This window comes from Exiguobacterium sp. s138 (assembly GCF_018618775.1).
GTDB classification, from domain to species: Bacteria; Bacillota; Bacilli; order Exiguobacteriales; family Exiguobacteriaceae; genus Exiguobacterium_A; species Exiguobacterium_A artemiae.
This window is the reverse complement of record NZ_JACSMW010000001.1, coordinates 581,064-599,545: the sequence shown is the minus strand read 5'-3', so window position 1 is coordinate 599,545 and position 18,482 is coordinate 581,064. Positions and strand designations below refer to the sequence as shown.

General features: G+C 47.7%; 17 protein-coding genes and 1 other RNA gene. 6 read left to right on the top strand and 12 right to left on the bottom strand.

The window, feature by feature from the left end; all coding sequences use genetic code 11:
- Positions 1-304: 304 nt before the first annotated feature.
- The 3 genes from KNP91_RS03045 to rnpB form a co-directional block, all read right to left on the bottom strand.
- Positions 305-2,188, bottom strand: coding sequence for a hypothetical protein (locus tag KNP91_RS03045; protein WP_214848541.1), 1,884 nt, complete (start codon positions 2,186-2,188; stop codon positions 305-307).
- A 69-nt stretch (positions 2,189-2,257) separates the two neighbouring features.
- Complete coding sequence (locus KNP91_RS03040; protein ID WP_214848539.1) at positions 2,258-3,403, bottom strand: THUMP domain-containing class I SAM-dependent RNA methyltransferase; 1,146 nt, start codon at positions 3,401-3,403, stop codon at positions 2,258-2,260.
- Between the two features lie 109 nt (positions 3,404-3,512).
- An RNA gene (rnpB, locus tag KNP91_RS03035) (RNase P RNA component class B) lies at positions 3,513-3,886 on the bottom strand.
- A gap of 134 nt (positions 3,887-4,020) precedes the next feature.
- Between rnpB and KNP91_RS03030 the strand changes: the two genes are divergently transcribed.
- Complete coding sequence (locus KNP91_RS03030) at positions 4,021-4,464, top strand: hypothetical protein (RefSeq protein WP_251135847.1); 444 nt, start codon at positions 4,021-4,023, stop codon at positions 4,462-4,464.
- A 57-nt stretch (positions 4,465-4,521) separates the two neighbouring features.
- Here KNP91_RS03030 and KNP91_RS03025 read toward each other — a convergent pair whose 3' ends face one another.
- The 4 genes from KNP91_RS03025 to KNP91_RS03010 form a co-directional block, all read right to left on the bottom strand.
- Complete coding sequence (locus KNP91_RS03025) at positions 4,522-5,865, bottom strand: S8 family peptidase (protein ID WP_214848537.1); 1,344 nt, start codon at positions 5,863-5,865, stop codon at positions 4,522-4,524.
- A 60-nt stretch (positions 5,866-5,925) separates the two neighbouring features.
- Entirely contained in the window at positions 5,926-6,342 is a 417-nt protein-coding gene (locus KNP91_RS03020) for a hypothetical protein (RefSeq protein WP_214848535.1), read from the bottom strand.
- 59 nt (positions 6,343-6,401) lie between these two features.
- On the bottom strand, positions 6,402-7,094 hold the full coding sequence (locus tag KNP91_RS03015) for a hypothetical protein (RefSeq protein ID WP_214848533.1): 693 nt from the start codon (positions 7,092-7,094) through the stop codon (positions 6,402-6,404).
- 68 nt (positions 7,095-7,162) lie between these two features.
- On the bottom strand, positions 7,163-8,158 hold the full coding sequence (locus tag KNP91_RS03010) for a potassium channel family protein (protein ID WP_251135846.1): 996 nt from the start codon (positions 8,156-8,158) through the stop codon (positions 7,163-7,165).
- A 70-nt stretch (positions 8,159-8,228) separates the two neighbouring features.
- On the opposite strand from KNP91_RS03010, the gene KNP91_RS03005 reads away from it, so the two are divergent.
- The 3 genes from KNP91_RS03005 (at position 8,229) to KNP91_RS02995 (ending at position 9,694) form a co-directional block, all read left to right on the top strand.
- The gene (locus KNP91_RS03005; protein ID WP_114596060.1) at positions 8,229-8,456 is read left to right on the top strand and encodes a DUF1659 domain-containing protein; all 228 of its coding nucleotides are present in this window, start codon (positions 8,229-8,231) and stop codon (positions 8,454-8,456) included.
- Between the two features lie 34 nt (positions 8,457-8,490).
- Positions 8,491-8,697: a DUF2922 family protein gene (locus KNP91_RS03000; RefSeq protein WP_214848531.1), complete on the top strand. Its 207-nt coding sequence runs from the start codon at positions 8,491-8,493 to the stop codon at positions 8,695-8,697.
- A 97-nt stretch (positions 8,698-8,794) separates the two neighbouring features.
- Positions 8,795-9,694 carry a hypothetical protein gene (locus tag KNP91_RS02995; protein WP_214848529.1) on the top strand — a complete coding sequence of 300 codons (900 nt, stop codon included), beginning with the start codon at positions 8,795-8,797 and terminating at the stop codon, positions 9,692-9,694.
- Positions 9,695-9,839: 145 nt separating this feature from the next.
- Here KNP91_RS02995 and KNP91_RS02990 read toward each other — a convergent pair whose 3' ends face one another.
- Positions 9,840-10,262, bottom strand: coding sequence for a hypothetical protein (locus KNP91_RS02990; protein ID WP_214765002.1), 423 nt, complete (start codon positions 10,260-10,262; stop codon positions 9,840-9,842).
- A gap of 355 nt (positions 10,263-10,617) precedes the next feature.
- Between KNP91_RS02990 and KNP91_RS02985 the strand changes: the two genes are divergently transcribed.
- A complete protein-coding gene (locus KNP91_RS02985) occupies positions 10,618-11,301 on the top strand; it encodes a lytic transglycosylase domain-containing protein (RefSeq protein WP_214765003.1) in 684 nt (227 codons plus the stop codon).
- A 14-nt stretch (positions 11,302-11,315) separates the two neighbouring features.
- Positions 11,316-11,897, top strand: coding sequence for a DUF1643 domain-containing protein (locus tag KNP91_RS02980; protein WP_114596065.1), 582 nt, complete (start codon positions 11,316-11,318; stop codon positions 11,895-11,897).
- Positions 11,898-12,166: 269 nt separating this feature from the next.
- Here KNP91_RS02980 and KNP91_RS02975 read toward each other — a convergent pair whose 3' ends face one another.
- From KNP91_RS02975 to KNP91_RS02960, 4 genes are all read right to left on the bottom strand, one after another.
- On the bottom strand, positions 12,167-14,542 hold the full coding sequence (locus tag KNP91_RS02975) for a glycoside hydrolase family 31 protein (protein ID WP_214848527.1): 2,376 nt from the start codon (positions 14,540-14,542) through the stop codon (positions 12,167-12,169).
- Positions 14,543-14,699: 157 nt separating this feature from the next.
- Entirely contained in the window at positions 14,700-16,223 is a 1,524-nt protein-coding gene (locus KNP91_RS02970) for a cardiolipin synthase (protein ID WP_214848525.1), read from the bottom strand.
- Positions 16,224-16,326: 103 nt separating this feature from the next.
- On the bottom strand, positions 16,327-17,451 hold the full coding sequence (locus tag KNP91_RS02965) for a GTP-binding protein (RefSeq protein WP_214848522.1): 1,125 nt from the start codon (positions 17,449-17,451) through the stop codon (positions 16,327-16,329).
- 149 nt (positions 17,452-17,600) lie between these two features.
- On the bottom strand, positions 17,601-18,470 hold the full coding sequence (locus KNP91_RS02960; RefSeq protein ID WP_214848519.1) for an alpha/beta fold hydrolase: 870 nt from the start codon (positions 18,468-18,470) through the stop codon (positions 17,601-17,603).
- Positions 18,471-18,482: the final 12 nt, after the last annotated feature.

The window sequence follows — 18,482 nt, the reverse complement described above, 5'->3', positions numbered from 1 at the left end:
ATAATGTCCTAATCAAATTTTTAGGAATTAATAAAAAAATAATAAATAAATAATTTGTGTAACTATCAACCTGATTGGGAGTTAAAATACATATTTCCATATACAAAAAATTCCACAACAAAGAACATTTCAATGAAACAACTAAACGACTTGAGTCCAATAAAAATTTAGAACACAAGCCGCTTATGTTAATATTAATTATTTAATGCTACTACTTTATAGTGAAGAGTCCATTTCCAAGTTATATCTCGAAAATCACTTTCATCTTTAATCAGAAAAAATCATCACATTTAGATAAATACAATTATTTCTTAAAAAGAATCATTTCGGAATCAAAATCAAAATATTCTTTTAACGTTATTATAGAAAAATATGCTTCTTCTTCTGAGATTTCTCTCTCTTCCATCTTCCTATTAACTTCATTGACGTACTTAGATAATTCATCGTTTAAAGGTATTTCAATAATTACTTTTTCAATAACCTTGTTGAATGAGGTTTTTTTTACTATTAAATTAGATTCTTTAACAATCACATGATAATAAAAAGGAATTTTCGGAAAATTAATATAGTTTGCTACACTTAATGTAATTAATATCACACTTGAAATGAGTTGAATTACGTGAGTAAATATTGTGATTATATCTTTACTTGAAAGTTCCGCAAAATTTGATGCGAATGAAACGTTAAATAACGATACTGCTAGAGAATAACTTATTGAATTAATAAAATCAGATATATTTATTTTCATAGATAAGCAATTAATATAACTATTTGTAAGATAAATAATAGAACATAGTGAAACGATTTCAACTAAACTTTTTATTGCCAGCGAAATTCGTTCTCCACCTGTTAATAAGCTATTATATTTTTCACTTTTCATGTCAACATAAAAAGCTCTACATATTTCACTAGATCTTAAAATTAATCTGATTAGAGTTCCTAAGATAATTAAGTGCAAGAAATAAATAAAATAATCACTATAATTTACATCTATATAAAATAAAAATAAATATGTAATTAACAATAACGATAATCCAATTAATAAGTTATTTAAATTTCTATGAATTATATTTTCTTTTCTCCCAGTCATCATTTCTTCTTTAAAAACCTTATGATTTTTTGCAAAAAAATTTAAAATGTCTTTCTCTTCTTTAGGAAGTCTATGAGAGTCTTGATTATTTAATACTTTGTTTAAGAAAATACTATAGTCCGAGCTAAATTTAAGAGATAAGTTTTGAGAGGAATTATTAGAGTCTTTATAAATATAAACTCTATCTTCATCTTTTAAAATTATATCTATTAACTCACTTTTATCAAAAGATATATTAGAGTTGGATAACTCATAGATTTTTTTTAAAATTATTGTATTTTCACTATTAATTTTCGATCGATCAGCTGCAAAAAATTCCATAAAAATAATTTTAGAAACTAAATCATATTTTTTTTTGAATTTTAGTTTGAAAAATTCTTTAAATCCAACTCTTTTTTTATTAATAAAATACTTATGAATTATATTAATTATTAGTTTGATAAACAATAATGTAAATAGAATAAGCGGAGTAAAGAAAACAATTAACTCGATAATTAGGTATTCAAGTGACGTAATTGCTACAAGTGCTAATACAAATAGGGATGCTGTAATTATGTATAGAAACTCAATCATATAATTAATTTGTATTTTATTTATTTTAAGACTCATTAGATATTTTTTTATTTTCAAGCCTATACTTTTTCTATCGTTGTTTTTACTAAAATTGTTTTTTAGTATTTTTCTTATAGGTGAACATATCATAAATAAATAAATACATATTGTTATCGTGATTAATATTAATTTCACAAAAGATGTGATTGAACTAAAAATTGTTAAGCTAACCAAAAAACTAAATATAAAAAGTAATACTTTAGCATTCAGAATTAATTTATTAATATACATTACTAGTGGATTCTTGTTTTGAATTGAATATACATATCCATCTGAACGAGCAACAATTTTAGTTAAAATTATAAATATTAAAGAAAACACTATTGTAAGAAAATTAAATTGTTTAATATTAAAAACCAAATCATAATTTTCATTTTTAAAAACGAAAATTATATATAAACAAAAAAGTATCCATGTGTAGAAAATAAATAAGTTACCTAATATAGCCGTATAGTTATATCTCGTCAAATTAAATGTCCATTTCAATAAACTTCACCACTTTCGATATAATGAAAATACTATTCTATAATTATTATAGAATAGTATTTATGATTATTATGCCTGCGGTCTTTTCCGACGGAGACCATAATACTGATAAAACTGAACTTCGATATTACCATTGTAAAGCTTACGGCGTTTCGTCGCCGGGCGGCCGAATGCTTTTTCGAACTCGACGTATGACGTGATCATATAGACACTGTAATACGGGAATTCTTTGAAGGCATTGCCGATCTTCCGGTACAACTGGTGAACTTCACGGGCGTCCTCGAGACGTTCTCCGTACGGCGGGTTCCCGATGATGACACCGAAGTCTTCCTTCGGCTTGAAGTCCGCTGCATCACGTTGCATGACGTTGATTGCATCCCGGACATCTGCGAGCTCGGCGTTTTGTTTCGCGAGCTTGACCATTTCCGGATCCGTATCGTTGGCATAGATTTTGAGCGGCTTGTCCCACTCGGCTTTGTCGTTTGCTTCCTTGATTGCATCGAACCAGGCTTTTTTCGGAATACATGCCCATTCCTGCGATGCGAATTCACGGTTGATGCCCGGTGCGATATTCCGGCCAATCATGGCGGCTTCGATCGCCAGTGTTCCGGATCCCGTAAAGACATCGTAGAGCGGCATGTCCGGCTTCCAGTTCGTCAGCATCAGCATCGCCGCTGCCATCGTTTCTTTCAGCGGTGCTGCCGAGTGGAACTCGCGGTAACCGCGTTTATGCAGGGCGTCGCCTGACGTATCGATCGTCAGCGTCGCGATGTCTTTTAAAAGCGCAACTTCGATCGGGAAGCTGGCTCCCGTTTTCGGTAACCACTCGTCGCCCATGTTGTAAGCTTCCTGCATGTGCGAGACGATCGCTTTTTCCGTGATCTTCTGACAGTCCCGGATTGAGAACAGTTTTGATTTGACCGAGCGTCCGTTGACGACGTAGTTCGCTTCCCACGGTAACAGTTCGCTCCATGGAAGGTCTTTGACCTGATCAAATAATTTTTCGAATGATGTCGCTTTGAATTCGGCGACGACGAGTTTGACGCGGTCTGCTGTCCGTAACCAGAGGTTGAGACGGGGAATGTCCTCGAGCTCACAATCGATATAGACTTTTCCGTCCTCGACCGTACACTCATATCCTAAATCGCGGACTTCCTTGGCGACGAGGGATTCGATCCCCATTGCCGCCGTCGCGATGACTAAACGTTTTGCCATGATTGTTCACGCTCCTACCTGTTTCTAGAATTTCCAAAATCATTTCAATAAAAAAAGAGCCCAGTTGGACCTGGACTCTCGTTCAAAGTAAAAATAACAGCCTATGTGGTCCTGTAAGCCATGTTCTGTTCCCTAGTGTTGCAAACGGTTTGACCCTCACACGCGGGCGACAATCATCTATCTCCGTATTTACATACGCTCTCCTTCGCGTTCAGTTCCGCTCCGGAAATTCCCCTACCAAATTTGGGTTTCTCGCTCGTGGGGTTTACCTCGTTCCACCCTTACTGTTTCCAGTAAGGCTCCGTCACTGTGGCACTTTCAAGAAGTTTCGGCCATATCCGAAGACTTAGGCGTTCCTTCTGCCGTCAGCACGACGCTGCCTACACTTATCTTTTCGTGTAGCACGATCACTACAACCATCGCAGGTTGTGCGAGCATGGACTTTCCTCAAAGCACCGGAGTGCCCCGCAATTGTCCGAACCAACATAGTCACTGCTTAACAGTGTAGCGCACACGAGCGTTTCTAGCAAGAGGTATTTCTCGTTTAATGGGCGGAAAAGTTGCAATTCTTCCTGATTTTACGGTATAGTACAATGGTTCAGAAAGGGGCATATACCATGAAAAAACGACGCTCTGGTACGAACCAGCGTACCGTACGGAAGTTGACGTTCTTGATCGAGATTGATGAAATCAAGGCCCTTCATCTCCGGAACGGCATTTTTGCCTTTTACCGCAAGGGTGAACTCATCCATGCGTTCGAGCCATTTAATGTAAAACAACCTGATTCATTTTCGAAACGGAGTTACCATTTTGACCAGCATGACATCTTACTGATGAATGAACGGTTCCCGCAACAGATTCCGCTGTACGATGAAGCGATGACGTTACGGTCGTGGGCGAATCAAGTCGAATACGGTCTGTATCAGCTGATCGATTCAGGACGCCTGTCTTTCATCCATGAAGACGATACCGGGTACAAAATGGAAGCAACGATTCAATGGACCGGCGAAGCGCTAGACGTTCCGACGCCCATCTATAAAAAAGGAAAAGACCCAAAGTAAATACTTTGAGTCCTTAACGAGCTGTCTCCCCTCAGGTGAGACGGCTTTTTTTTGTTGTTATTTGACGGTGATGACCCGCTCCGTCACGCGTGTATGACGTCCGCTCGCTGTCGCAAAGACAAGTTTATACGTCCCTGCTTCTTTTAAGGCGTACGTATACTTGTGCGTGCCGTTGCGCAAATAGTCGTTCGTAAACGTCTTGACGATTTTACCGTCCTTGTACAGACGGGTCAGCGTTTTCGCGTTCGAATACTCGTCAAAGTAAAGCGCGAACGGCTGATTCGGCTTTAAGACGGACGGGACGGACACTTTCGAGACCGGTGCCGGAATCGTTGCGAGCATCCCGGCGTTCAGACGGCCTGTCCCGTAATGGAGCGACGTATCGCCCGTCTTTTTCGCTGCTGCTGCATACAGCTTGCTGCGAAGCGTACTGTTCGTAATGAACGGATTCTTCGATTTCGCCAGGGCAATGACGCCGCTGACGATCGGTGTTGCCATCGATGTGCCGTCGAGATACCCGTACTTGTTGCCGACCATCGTCGAATAAACGCCTTCTCCGGGTGCCATGATGTTCAGCCCTCTGCCGTAGTTCGAGAAGGTCGAGGCACGACCGAGCGTTCCGACCGACCCGACGGCAATGACCGAGTTCATCGACGCGGGGAATAACAGCTTATTACGCCCGTCATTCCCGGCCGCACTGACGACGACGATGTTTTTCGCTTCCGCCTTTTTAATCGCGGCTTCCATGTACGGATCGTATTCGTATTGACCGAGCGACAGATTGATCACGTCGGCGCCTTGAGAAATGGCATACAATACGCCGTCCCCGATATCGATTGAACTGGCGAAGTCCCCGTCAAAGACGTCCGCACCAATCAGTTTGACGCCGGACGCGACCCCGACCGTTCCTCTTCCGTCTTCCGCCGCCGCGACGATTCCCGCGACATGCGTCCCGTGATCGTCCGGTTTCCGGATGCCGGAAATCGTCGTCGTCTTATAGATGACGTTTTTGAACTCGGAGTGATTGACATCAATTGCATCATCAATGACCGCCACACGAACATCGGATTTACCGCGACTGTACTTCCAGTAAGTAGGAATACGCGATTGATCGAGATATGTCTGTTGCAATTGTGCGGAATCCGTCGCCTTTTCAACGACACTGACCGGAATCAGGTCGGCGTCGACATCTTCTTTGTCGACATGCGGCAACGGTTCGACGAGTGAGAACCCGTCCTGCTTCAACTCCCGGACTTCCTGCAGACCTTGTTCTGCAAGCCACGTTTGTTTTTGTTGCTCGTTAAATGTTGGATCATACTGCACATATTGAGAATTAGCGAACGCAGAAGTAGGTAACCCTACGACGACAGCAAATGTGAGTAGTGCAAGTTTCTTTTTCAATGTGGACCCTGCCCTTCTCTTTTGACACGCCGATTCTATTGATGTGCTGATCCAAACAGACTAAAAAAATGGCATCGTCCCATCGGATTCTTCGCTGACTTCAAATGGAATGATTTTTCCGATCGTGACATAGGAGTAATAGCGGACGAGAACGGCACGCCAACGTTTGGCATCAATCCCGGTCAAATCTTCTCCGAGCGGTGATCCGTCAAACGTCTCGAACTGTTGGCAGAAGAATGCTTCCTCTGCCTCGTTCCACGTCACGGCTTCTCCGATAAAACCGGTGGAAAACCGTACAAAATCAGCAATCGACGGACCGATGACTTCGGACGGCAACCGTTCGCTCATCCGACCAACCAGTTCATATCGATCCCGTTCCGCCTGCTCGGCCTCTTCGAGTGAGTGGCACAATAAGACTTCCCGGTTGATTTCAACCAAAACGACATAATCACCTTGCGGCAAATTGACGTGTATCATCCCTACACCCCTTGAATTAAATTCATGCAGTATCTAGATGTCACTTTCTATGGGTTAATTTATAATGTCCATTTTCGATCAAACATCAATTCTATCGGTTCGTTATCCTTTGACTTTAACATACGAACCCGTGTCGTATCAATTTGATCAAGTAAATCCGCTTCTGCGAGTGAACGGATGACCGGTGCGTCCGACTGCTCAATCCGGGACCGGAACGGTGTCAGTAAATCCTGCTGACCGCTCGCAAGCGCGTACCACGCGAGGCGGGCAAACGGTTCATCCTTCGCTGTCTCGAGCGCGTAACTTTTAAAAATGTCTGGTAAGTAACTGGAAAATTGATCAAGTGCGTCAATTCGTTCTGCAAGATCAAGTACCGTCAACCAACTCGGCAACGATAATAACGATTCACTTGACCACCAATCGATTAAATCAATATGTTCTTTAAACAACTGTTGTGCTTCATTGCGGTCGATGAAATGGTGCATCGTCTGAATCAATTCGTTCCAGGCAATCGACCAGTATTCTTCCGACGGATTGGCGGAAATGAAGAATTGACGATAGACCGTCAACAGTTCCGAGACTTCCTGGAGCTGCTCTACTTCGAGCCGCTGATTTAACCGGCTAACTGCTTTTGTGAAATAACTCGGTTCTAATGTCAACGCCATATAGAGTAATTTCGGGACATCTTTTAATTCTCCTTGATCGACCGTCTCAAATAATTCCTGAATCCATTCTGGTTGTGGGTTTGTCATACACTTTTCTCCTCTGCATAGTAAATGTATTTACTATACCCGAAAAAGAATTAATGTAATCCTTTTCCTTATAAAGCCCCGATTCGCTGCGCCGTCTCTTCACTGCATAAGACGATCAGCGTCGTATTCGGTGGAATCGGTTCGTTCAGGCGCCGGTTCAAATCGAGCCGTTTGCCGTCCGATAAAATCGTCACCCCGTCTTCGAGCAGGACGTGGAACGCGTCCCGAAACGTTTGCCACTCCGGTTTCGCCGGAATCGAAAACATGCCGTCCCCGTCCTTCGTCAACAGGTTCGTCACGACTTTTGAGACGCCGGGATGATACGCGGCAAGAATCGCCATCCGGGCGACCGTCTCGTCGCCGAGCAGCACTTCATCGACTTTGACCTGTTCAAAGCTGTCGAGGTGTTCCTCAAGCATCATCTCGACGATCGTATAGATGTTTGGATTCGCCCGTTCGATGCTCGCGGCAATCAACAATGTCCGGCCGTCGGCAAGTGCCGGCGGAATCGAATGATCGGCGAGAATGATCGCCCGGGTCGCTTTTTTGATGTTCGCCCGCTGTAAGGTCGCGTCAAGCGCCGGATCACCGCTGACATAATGGAACCGCGGATGACTGAACGGTTCCCGCTCAAGATCGTCAATCAGGATGACGTCCGTCGTTTCTAGCAACTCGTCGATGACGTGTTTGGAACGCCGGCTGTAGCCGAATACTAACGTATGTCCCGTCTCTTTCACTTGCAATAACCCTCTTTCCTTTTGATTGCGAATCAGTTGGACACCATCGACGAGTTTCGAAATCAACCCGCCGACGATCCCAATCCCGAAGATGAAGACGAAAATCGTCATGAACCGTCCGAAATCCGTATTCGGGAAAAAGTCCCCGTACCCGACCGTCACGACCGTCGTCATCGTCCAGTAGACAGCCCGGAAGTACGTTCCAAACGTCTCCGGTTCCGCCAGATACATGATCAGGGCGACACCGAACACAAATAAAAACGATGCATAGGCGAGCGTCCGCATCTTTAAAAAGGACATCCGTCGTAAAAATCGTAACCAGACCATACTTTTTTTTCACCCTTTCCGAACATTTGCTGTTTTCGTCCTGTCAATAAGGGCGAAGGAGGTGATACACATGACACAAGCTGAGGAAATCAAAACCAGTTTAGTCGTCGTCTTCGAACGAAACGACAAGGTGACACCAAACGGGGACGCTGTTCTCGCCCGTCGCCGCTTTAACGGTCTGCGGTCGGATCTCGAACCGCAAGTCGTCGCATCGATCGGTCAAGCCATCGGCAACATGCTTGCCGGCTCGTACACACACACGGAAATCAGCCGTGACTTCGCTTTACTTAACGCTTAACTCATTTTACTACGTACATTAAAGGAGGAATTGGATGGAACACACGATTGTTTTGACATTCGATACGTTACTTAAAAAACCGTACCGCTTACGTCTCGCGGGAGCGAAACCCGACACGTCGGTCGCGGAAATCAAGGCGCTCGGGCAACTAATGGTCGACCACGATCCGTTTCACGACGGGCTCGTCAAGTTGAGTCAGGCCGAGCTGCAAAACAGTTCGGAATCGGCTTACGTCATTTAAGCCGAAAAACTTCTTCCGTCATCATCACCAATAAAGGTGATGGTGACTTTTTTTTGGTATACTAGAAACATCAAGCAACTGGAAAGGAAGTCAATTTATGGCCAAACGCCCTCTTACGCCCCGCGAATGTGAACTCGTCGTCAGCAGCCTCTACGTGATGGAGCTGATTCCATTCGAAGGCATCATGGAACGACTCGAATCGATCACATTACGCGACATCATCGGACCGGTCGCAGCCGGCGAGATGTCCCGGGATCAGGCTGCCGACGCCCTCGATCAATACATCAAAGTGCGCCGCCGCCGGTTCCGTAACGTCCCTCCGGAACATCTTTGGTCACTCGACGACCGAATGGAACAGGAAGCGTTACGGATGATTCGTAAACGTGCGCCGTTGACGGCCGGTGAAAAACTGCAACCGAAAGCGATCCCGTTTGAAATGGGGGATACGGTTGAAATGACGGTGACGGAAGTCCAGGAACGTAACGGAAAAGTCAACGTCATCGGCAAGGTCGGCCAAGTGACGGCGAAACTGCCCGTCGCCAACCGGCAAGCGGTCAAAAGCAGTAAGACGATGTCCGCCTGGATCACCGGAATCGAAAAGAAACCGGCCTTGATCCACCTGTCGACGTCCGACTACGGGAAACACGAACCGTCCGCTGACGTCAAAGAAGCTTATGTTACGGCCATCGCTTCGCTTCGCCAGTACTTCGAGACGATGACGGTCCCGTCGACGGAAGAAGTCGATCTCGCGAAGTCACTCTTCCAACGGATGATCCGCCGTGATCAAAACGACTGGTTCACCGTCTACGTCGCAATGGGTCGTCCGCAACTCGATCACGTCCGGCGCTGGGTCAAAGTCATCCAGATGCTTGGTAAATCGTTACGCGGTGACGAGGAAGCAACACGTTTGCTCGCCTCGCAGGAAGACCGGTTCTTCAAGGATGCCTTGCTCCGGGCATGTCGGGCGGCTGAAAAAAGCTTCTCGAACCCTATGTAAGGCATTCGACTACGAGGAAGTCTTTTCCTCGTTTGTTTTAAAATCATTTTTCAATGACGGTCCCCCATCTGGTTCGGCGATGAAGGGGATCGTTTTGCTGTTCACAGAAAAAAAGACCGCCGGCGTCGGCCGGCGGTCTAACGAATTATGCGATATCAACTGTTGATTCTAATGCCCGGCAGGTCCGGCGCACGGTCGGAAGGAAATCCGTCCGTTTGGCGACTCCGCCTTCAATCAAAAAGTGCTGGACGCCTTTCGTGCGTTGAATGGCCGTCAAGACAGTGACCAGTTCGACGAACCAGTTCGAGATCAGTTCGACGACCTGTTCATCAAATGCTGCTGCTCCATACACATCATACCCGTTCTCGCAGAGATGGTTCGGGAAACGTTCCTTGAACCGAAAAATCAGTGTAGCCGTTGTCGGAATGTAAAAGTGATCGAAGATGATCCGTTGTTCTTGATCTGTTTCTTTCTCCGTCAGTCCATCCATCATCAACTTCGGTTGACTCCCGATATCCAGAGTCCAACTTGTTTTCTTTCGTTCGCCAGTGGAAGTGATCGTTCGCATGGTTTCGTCCATCTCCTTTGATGTGTAAGCGTTTACCTCTTCATTTTACAAGCCAATCGACGATTCCTGCAACCGTCAAAATCTTAAAAATGAACGATGACTTCATCTGACATTCAGTCTATCAAATTTCGCTTGTTTTGACGATGTCAGTAATTAACAACCTCATTCCCATTTAGCTGTCTTTTAAATCCACTCTGCTCTTGTTTCATGTTAAAAACCGGACACGATCCATCAATCTTTGAAGAAGGTGTGACCGCTCTCACCGTTGCACGGGAACAGACTTTGCAAAAAAACTATTAGCGCCTTGCGAAATATGATACCATTCAGTGGAATCACAGAAAGAGGAGAGAACAATATGCGAAAAGTTTTTCGATTAAGCATCTTGTTCGTACTGATCGTCCTCATCGGTAGTAGCATCATCTACTGGCAAAACCGGGAACGCGTCCAAAATGAGCTGTATCGTACCTATTATGGACAGTACGGTGTCCCAGCCGAGAATATCGACATCTACGAACAAGCCGGTGACCGCTACGAGGTCGATTGGAAGTTACTTGCCGCAATCCATCGCGTCGAGACCATCTTCTCAAAATCGTCCGCGATGCAGTCTTCCGTCGGCGCACTCGGCCCTTTCCAGTTCATGCCGAAAACATGGGTCGGTTGGGGATATGAAGGCGGAACGTCACTTGGCGACATCGAGCATGACGGAATTGACTTAACCGATCCAGAAGCCATCAAACAATACGGTGGACTGGGTGTCGATGCAAACGGAGACGGCAAAGCCGATCCGACGGATTTGACGGACAGCGCGCATACGGCCGCAAAGTACCTCAATCAGCACGACGTCACGAAAAATTCTGACCGAGGAACGCTTGAATCTGCCCTGTTTGAATACAATCGCAGTGAACAGTATGTCATTGACGTCCTCAACCAATACGATGCCTATCAACAAAAAATCGAATTGATTGATGCGAACGATCTCGATTTCAAGAAACAGACACTTGCCCAACTCCTTCGCATCAGCTTACGTTTGACCAACTAAAAGGAGGCACTACCATGACACAACCCGATCGTTCGTCATTGACGATTGAGGAATCGTCAATCCGCGTCCAGACGACGTTTGACGAAGCAAAAACAAAACGTTATCTCCGGAGCTACATCTTTGATGATGTGACGGACGGCGCGCACGTAGCCGCCCTAATTTACACACCGCGGACGACGGATGCCTTTTTATCCGGCACGACAACGCAGCGTGCGTATAATTTGATGAAGAAGCACATTGAAGATCCAATCAAACAATACGATATCATCAGTCTGATGCCGGACCTGCTGGTCAGTGAAGACTTGCCGTTCGCCCAAGCCAGTTTTGACGACATCAATTACGAATTCGTCGAACAGACGTTACGCCGGGTCAAGGAAACGAACGGTGTCGTCTTGTGTGGTTGGGGTTCACCCGGCCGACTGATGCACCATTTGCCGGCTTACGAAAAGCTGTTTGACCAGTATGCCGACATTCTGTATTGTTCCGGTATCACTTCAAAAGGTGAACCGAACCATCTCCGGCTGACCGTCGATGACAGTCCGATGATTACGTATCCGGATATGAAGCTGAAAGCGAAGAAATTAAAACGTAAATGATCGTACTAAAGGTGTTCTTTCCGCAGGTTGCGGAAGAACACCTTTTTAACTTCTTTTATCTCACAATTGGAAACGAATCTTCCCATTATTCTCCCCTTTACAAATTAACAGGACGTAAACGAACAGCTCAGTCATCTATACAAAAAAGAAGCGATGGACGTGTCCACCGCTTCTTTTGAATGTTCGGAGATCTCCCTCGTCTTCATCCGACTCCTGCAGAGAAAAGCGGATGAAAAGAGAGTGAGAGCTTGCGGCACCTTACTTTGTTGTTAGAACAACATGATTTCAAGCAGACAGTCGACCAAATCTTTCTCAAGATCCAGCGCCTGCAACTGATGCATCATATTGACCGGATCCAGTCGCTGTGACAGCAAACGGTACAAGCGGTCTTTCAAGTCGTAACCGATCTCCGCCTGGTCGAGGAACGTATAGAGCCGCTCCATCCGGTTATCGTTCGTCGACATGTCGACCTGGAGCGACAGGACTTGTGTCTCTCCGATTTCGCCGAGTTCAACGGACAACGATTGGGTCTTATGGTCATAACGGCTCGGCAACACTTCTCCGTCCCGGGAGACGTGTCCTTCGTTGACACCACGCAGAATCAGTGTCACTTCGCGTTTTTCCGGCAACAGTTCCCGTTTACCGAACGGCGTTGCAATCGTCAACGTCCGGGCCGCCCAGTCGAGTTCAAATGCCGTCTCGACATTCTCCCCGTCCCGGTGTGCGACACCGACATTGTCATCTTCAAACAACGTGAACTGGTTCGAGGCGCCCGGGAAAACAAGCAGTTCGAGATGCTCCGGATTGTGGAGCGCGTTCGAACGCTCGAGGTGTTGACCGAGCGGAATGATGGCTCCGGCTTTCGCAAGGACCCCTTGATCCTCGAGCTTACGGAACAGACGCATCTGTTTTCCGCCCGTGTACCGGTGACCGGTGAAGAAATCAAACCAGTCCCCTTCCGGCAACCAGGCCGTTGTCGCTGCGACGTGCAGCTTCGGATTCATCGGCTCGACGATCGGTGTGACCATCAGTTCCGTTCCGAAATAATATTGGTTCGGCACGGCATACGCCAGCTCGTCTTCCGGATGTTCATAGTACATCGGCGAGACAAGCGGCAGGCCGTCAAAGTGATTGCGGGCGTTCATCGTATAGATGTACGGGACGAGCTGATGACGAAGTCGTAAATACTTCTTCATCACCTGTTCCGACTCAACCGAGTAACGCCACGGCTCTTTCCCGTTGAAGATACTCATCGTGCTGTGGAGACGCATGATCGGGCTGAAGACGCCGTACTGGAGCCAACGCGTCGACAGTTCGTCGTCCTTCTCCCCACGCTGGTGACCGCCGATATCATGACTCCACCAGCCGTAGCCGATGTTTGAGGCCGTCGCCGTGAAGTACGGCTGGAACTTGAGCGATGCCCAGGAAATCAACGTATCGCCCGAGAAACCGACCGGATAACGGTGACTGCCGGGTCCGGCATACCGCGAGAAGATCAACGGACGGTTGCCGTCCCGCGCGATATCGAGCGCATGGTAATGATTGAGCATCCAGAGCGGATCAAGCCCCTTCATCTTCGAGTTCGCCCCCTGTTGCCAGTCGATCCACCAGAAGTCGACACCATCCTCTTCGTGCGGATGATGGAGTTTCGTGAAGTAATGTTCAATGAAGTCGCGGTCCGAGAAGTCAAAAGGAATCCGGTCTTCCGTATCCGGGTCGACACCCAACGCAACGGCCATTGCTTCATAAGACTCTTCAAAACCACGGACCCCGTCCGCCGGGTGAAGGTTGAGCGTCACCATCCGGTCGTCGGCTTTCAGCCACTGCAGGAAGCCTTTCGGATCCGGGAACAGATCACGGTTCCACGTATAGCCCGTCCAGCCGCTGCCGTATTTCTCCGGAATATCCGTCACATGCCAGTCCATGTCGATGACGCTGACTGAGAATGGAACATCCTCCGCCTTGAAGCGGGTCATCAAATCTTTGTATTCTTTTTCGTTGTACCGCCAGTACCGGCTCCACCAGTTCCCGAGCACTTGCCGCGGCAACATCGGTGTCGGACCGGTCAGACGGTAAAAGTCTTTTAAGGCTTGTTTATAATCATGGCCATAACCAAAGTAATAGATGTCCTGCGCCCCTTCCTGACGCGGTTCGACGAAGTGGTCTTCCGTCAGGACGAATGACGCCGAGTCATCGATTGCCGCGTAGCCTTGGCGGGAGATGATTCCTTCTTCGAGCGGAATCTCACCGTCGGCATGGTCAAGCGTCCGCGCCGTCCCCTTAAGAGTCCGGAGGGGTCCGCCGAACGTGTAGCGGCTGTAATACGTACTGAAGTTTCCAAGGACGTCGATGTAGAGGGTGTTCGACGCAAAAGGTCCTTTCGTATAATGCAAATGGACGTGTTCCGTGATGATTTGCAGTTCCGTCTCGTCCTCGACAATTCGATACGAGGGGACCGGAAAATCGCGGTTCCAGACGGTTTGGGTCGGACGATCTTCAAATCGACCGTCTGCTGCGTACTCGAGTCGAATCAGACGACTGGTGAGAACGGTGAAGCGGTAAGTGTCTCCTTGAACAATCGCTTCCGGTCGTGCCAATGGTTTCATGTCTCGGGTATAGAAATGGGATTCGTCAATTGTGCGCATACGGGATCAGGACGCGAACGTCCTTGTCACTTCCTTCCAAAAATGAATGTGCAACCGATTACACTAATAGTGTATAAGAGTTGTTGTTCCCGTTTCAAGTGACAGTTAATCAAAAAACGCACCAGTCCTTTGAAAATCAAGGACGGTACGCTTGTGATCATAACAATGGTGAAATCAAACGGGAGAACGATTCAAAAATCCGGAACCGCATCGGCCGTTTGACATAATCCGCCGAGGACAACTGAATCGAGACGTCGAAATCATCGATGAAATCGCGTTCGAGCCGGGCCGCACTCTCGGAATCATACATAAAGGCCATCAGTTCGTAGTTCAAAACGAAGCTCCGGATATCCATGTTCGCCGTTCCGACGACGGCAATCTTTCCATCGACGAGGAACAGTTTGGCATGGATGAAGTGCCGGTTATACGTATAAATTTTGACTCCATCTTTTAACAAAGGTCCGAAATAGGACCGGGTTCCATAGTAGGAGGTAAAACTGTCTCCCTTACCCGGTGTCAGAATCCGGACGTCCAGTCCGGCACGGGCCGCAAGACGGAGCAGTGTCATCGTCTCGTTATCCGGAATCAGATACGGCGTCGAAATCCAGATCGAGCGCTGGGCCGAGATGATGGCGGCAATCAACGCGTTCCGGATCGCCGGATCTTTTGACGTCGGTCCACTCGTCACGATCTGGACCGCGCCGTCGGTCTCGACATCGTGTTTCGGGAAGTATTGATCGATTGCCCCTTCGCCGGCAAACGTCTCCCACGTATCACTGCCTTCTAAATGGGCATAGAGCCAATCGTCGAGGAACGTTGCCTGCAGTTCCTTGACGGCCCGTCCTTCGAGCCGAAGGTGGGTATCGCGCCAAAAGCCGAACTTCTTACTTTTACCGTCATACTCGTCGCCGACGTTCAGTCCACCGGTAAAACCGATTTTGCCATCGACGACAACGATTTTCCGGTGATTGCGGAAGTTCGCCGTAAAGATGAACAACGGACTGGAGATGGGATCATAGGCGGCAATCTTTGCCCCGGCTTCCCGGAGCGGTTTTAAAAATCCTTCGCCGAGCATGTAACTGCCAAGACCGTCAAACATGAACCGGACTTCGACTCCGTCGTTCAACCGGTCAATCAATGCTTCGCGGATCGCCTGCCCGGTCTCGTCGTTCCGGTAAATGTAATACTGGATGTGAACATGATGCTTGGCAGAGCGGATCATCCGGAGAATTTCCGGGAACGTCTCGTTGCCGTTCGTCAGGATTTGACTGGCTGTATGGACGTCGACCCCACCGCCACCAAAGTTGCGGATCGTATTGGCAAGCTTCAGGTGGTTCGGCGGCAACTCACTGACCGCGAGCGACCGGACGGGACGGATTGCCTGTTTCAGCAACATCCGTTCATCGTGCGACCGCCGGTTCCGGCGACGGCGGCGCGGATTGCGCCCGAACATCATCCAGATGATGACACCGAGAATCGGTAAGAAGATCAAAACTAAAAACCAGGCAATCGTCGACTCCGCCGTCCGGTTTTCGATGAAGATGATCATGATGACGGCCAAGGGTACGACGGTCGCGGAAATCGTCAAAACATAAAACAGGTAGCCCAATTGGTATAGTCCCCAAATGATTCCGCCTGCGACTAAAAACACGAGCGCGAACTGTAAAATCCGATTGCGCACTAGACTTCCTCCTCTGTAACGTACTCTGTTCTTCTAATTCCCTGTCTTCTCTAAAAATATAGCAAAAAAAGAAACCACAGATGTGATTTCTTGAAAAGTTGACCTATTTTGAAAAATTCAGATCGTATAGCTCGCGTCCCGGAATCGGATCACTCAGGCTGACCCAATCCGTTTCGTCCTCTTGAACGAGGCAGGTGTCGAACTCCGCTTCAAGCGTTACCTGATCGAAACCAATCCCGATCAAGACCAACTCCGTCCGGCGATCCGCGACTGACTCGAAGCGTCCGGCGTATTCCATATTCGACGCATATCCCGCCTGATGGAACAGCAAGGCGATTTCCGGGCGCGTCGCAAGGTAGACAAAACCCTTCGCGCGAACGATTTCTTCCGGCCAGGCCTCAATCAGTGCCATCAACCGTTCGGGATGAAACGGGACATCGCGCTTGTAGACGAACGAGCTGATCCCGTATTCTTCCGTTTCCGGGACATGTTCCTCCGCGTTCAGCTCACGGATCCAGCCGGCACTTGCTGCCGCCTGTTCGAAGTCAAACAGATCAACGTCAAGAATCTCAGCCGGATCGACTTGCCCGTGGGTCGTCTCGATCAGTTTGGCAATCGGATTGAGCGCCTTTAAGTAGCTTGTGACATCATGTTTTTCCGACTCGGTCAACCGGTCGATCTTGTTCAGCAAAATGATATCCGCGAACTCGACCTGATCGACGAGGAGATCGACGACTTCCCGGACATCCGTCTCGTCGACCGCTTGTTGCCGCTCAATCAACGATTCACCGGACTCAAAGTCTTTCAGGAAACGATAGCCGTCGATGACCGTCACCATCGCATTGATTTTCGTCGTCTCCGTCAAATCGATCTGACTGTCTTCGTCCAGGTATGTAAACGTCTGGGCGACCGGAATCGGTTCCGAGATCCCGCTTGATTCGATGACGATGCCGTCGATATCGCCCTGATCAACGAGGCGTCGGACTTCGAGCAGTAAATCGTCCCGCAGCGTACAGCAGATGCAACCGTTCGATAGCGTCACGAATGATTCTTCCGTCCGTGAAAAGCCGCCTTGTTCAATCAAAACGGCATCGATATTGACTTCACTCATATCGTTGACGATGATAGCAAGCTTGCGTCCTTGCCGGTTGTTCAACAGATGATTTAATACAGTTGTCTTGCCGGCACCCAGGTAGCCGGACAAGACGGTGATCGGAATCGGGTTCATACACAGTCTCCTTTTTAAATCGGAATCATTACGTTTTAAATAGTAATCGTTCCGGTTTAGCCTGTCAACTGCTGTTTTACAATATGAAAAAATTCCCGCTTCCATGACAATCCTCAAGGCGTCATGGAAACGGGATCCAGGAATCAGACTTATTTAAAAAAGGCGTTGCGGATCAAGCGGACGATTGTTGTCGCGGCCTCTTCCGAAAAACCAGCAATCGTGTAATGATTCGTATTTGGAATGACGTGAAATTCCGCGTCCGGCAAACTCGCAGCAAACCGTTCATGCGCCGCATTGATCCGCTTCGTCAGTTCCGGGTTCAGCCAGTTCTCGGGCATTCCACCGGCCCAGTCCGATGCGGATAACACGAGGACCGGCGGCGTGATATGCTCGACGACTTCCAAGACATGCTGGTTATTCGCTTCGACTGCCTGCCACTCATCCAGCGTCCCCCGCCAGTGGTTTTTCCGTGCCATGTTCCGCCACATCGGAATGCGGTCGGCTTCCGGCAGACTCGTAAACATACGCGCGCCGAGATCATCCGGAATCAGCCAGGCGAGTGGCCGGACATGACTTAAAACATACAAAAAACGGTTCCATTCCTCCTGCGTCCGTTCGTACCAGTTCGGCAATTCGGCATCAACTTCCGGATGCGACGGGTCGAGCAGAACGATTCCTGCCGTCTCGTCCGGACGGCGGTGTCCGAGTTCAAGCGAGATGTAGGCACCGAGGGAATGCCCGATGAAGACGAACGGTCCTTTAATCCCAAGCAATGCGAGGACCCGTTCCAGTTCGTCCGCTTGTTGCGTAAACAGGCGTTTCGTTTTACCACGGGTCGACTTGCCGTACCCGAGCCGGGAGTATTCAAAGACCCGTCCCTGTTTCAGAAGTTCCCCGCGGAGCCAGCCCCATTGGTAATGACTCGACATCATTCCATGATCAAGAATGAATGTCACATTGCCCGTCCCTGTCAAACGTGTATCAAAGCGACCGTCTGCTGTATCGACAATCCGTTCCATTATAAATCCTCT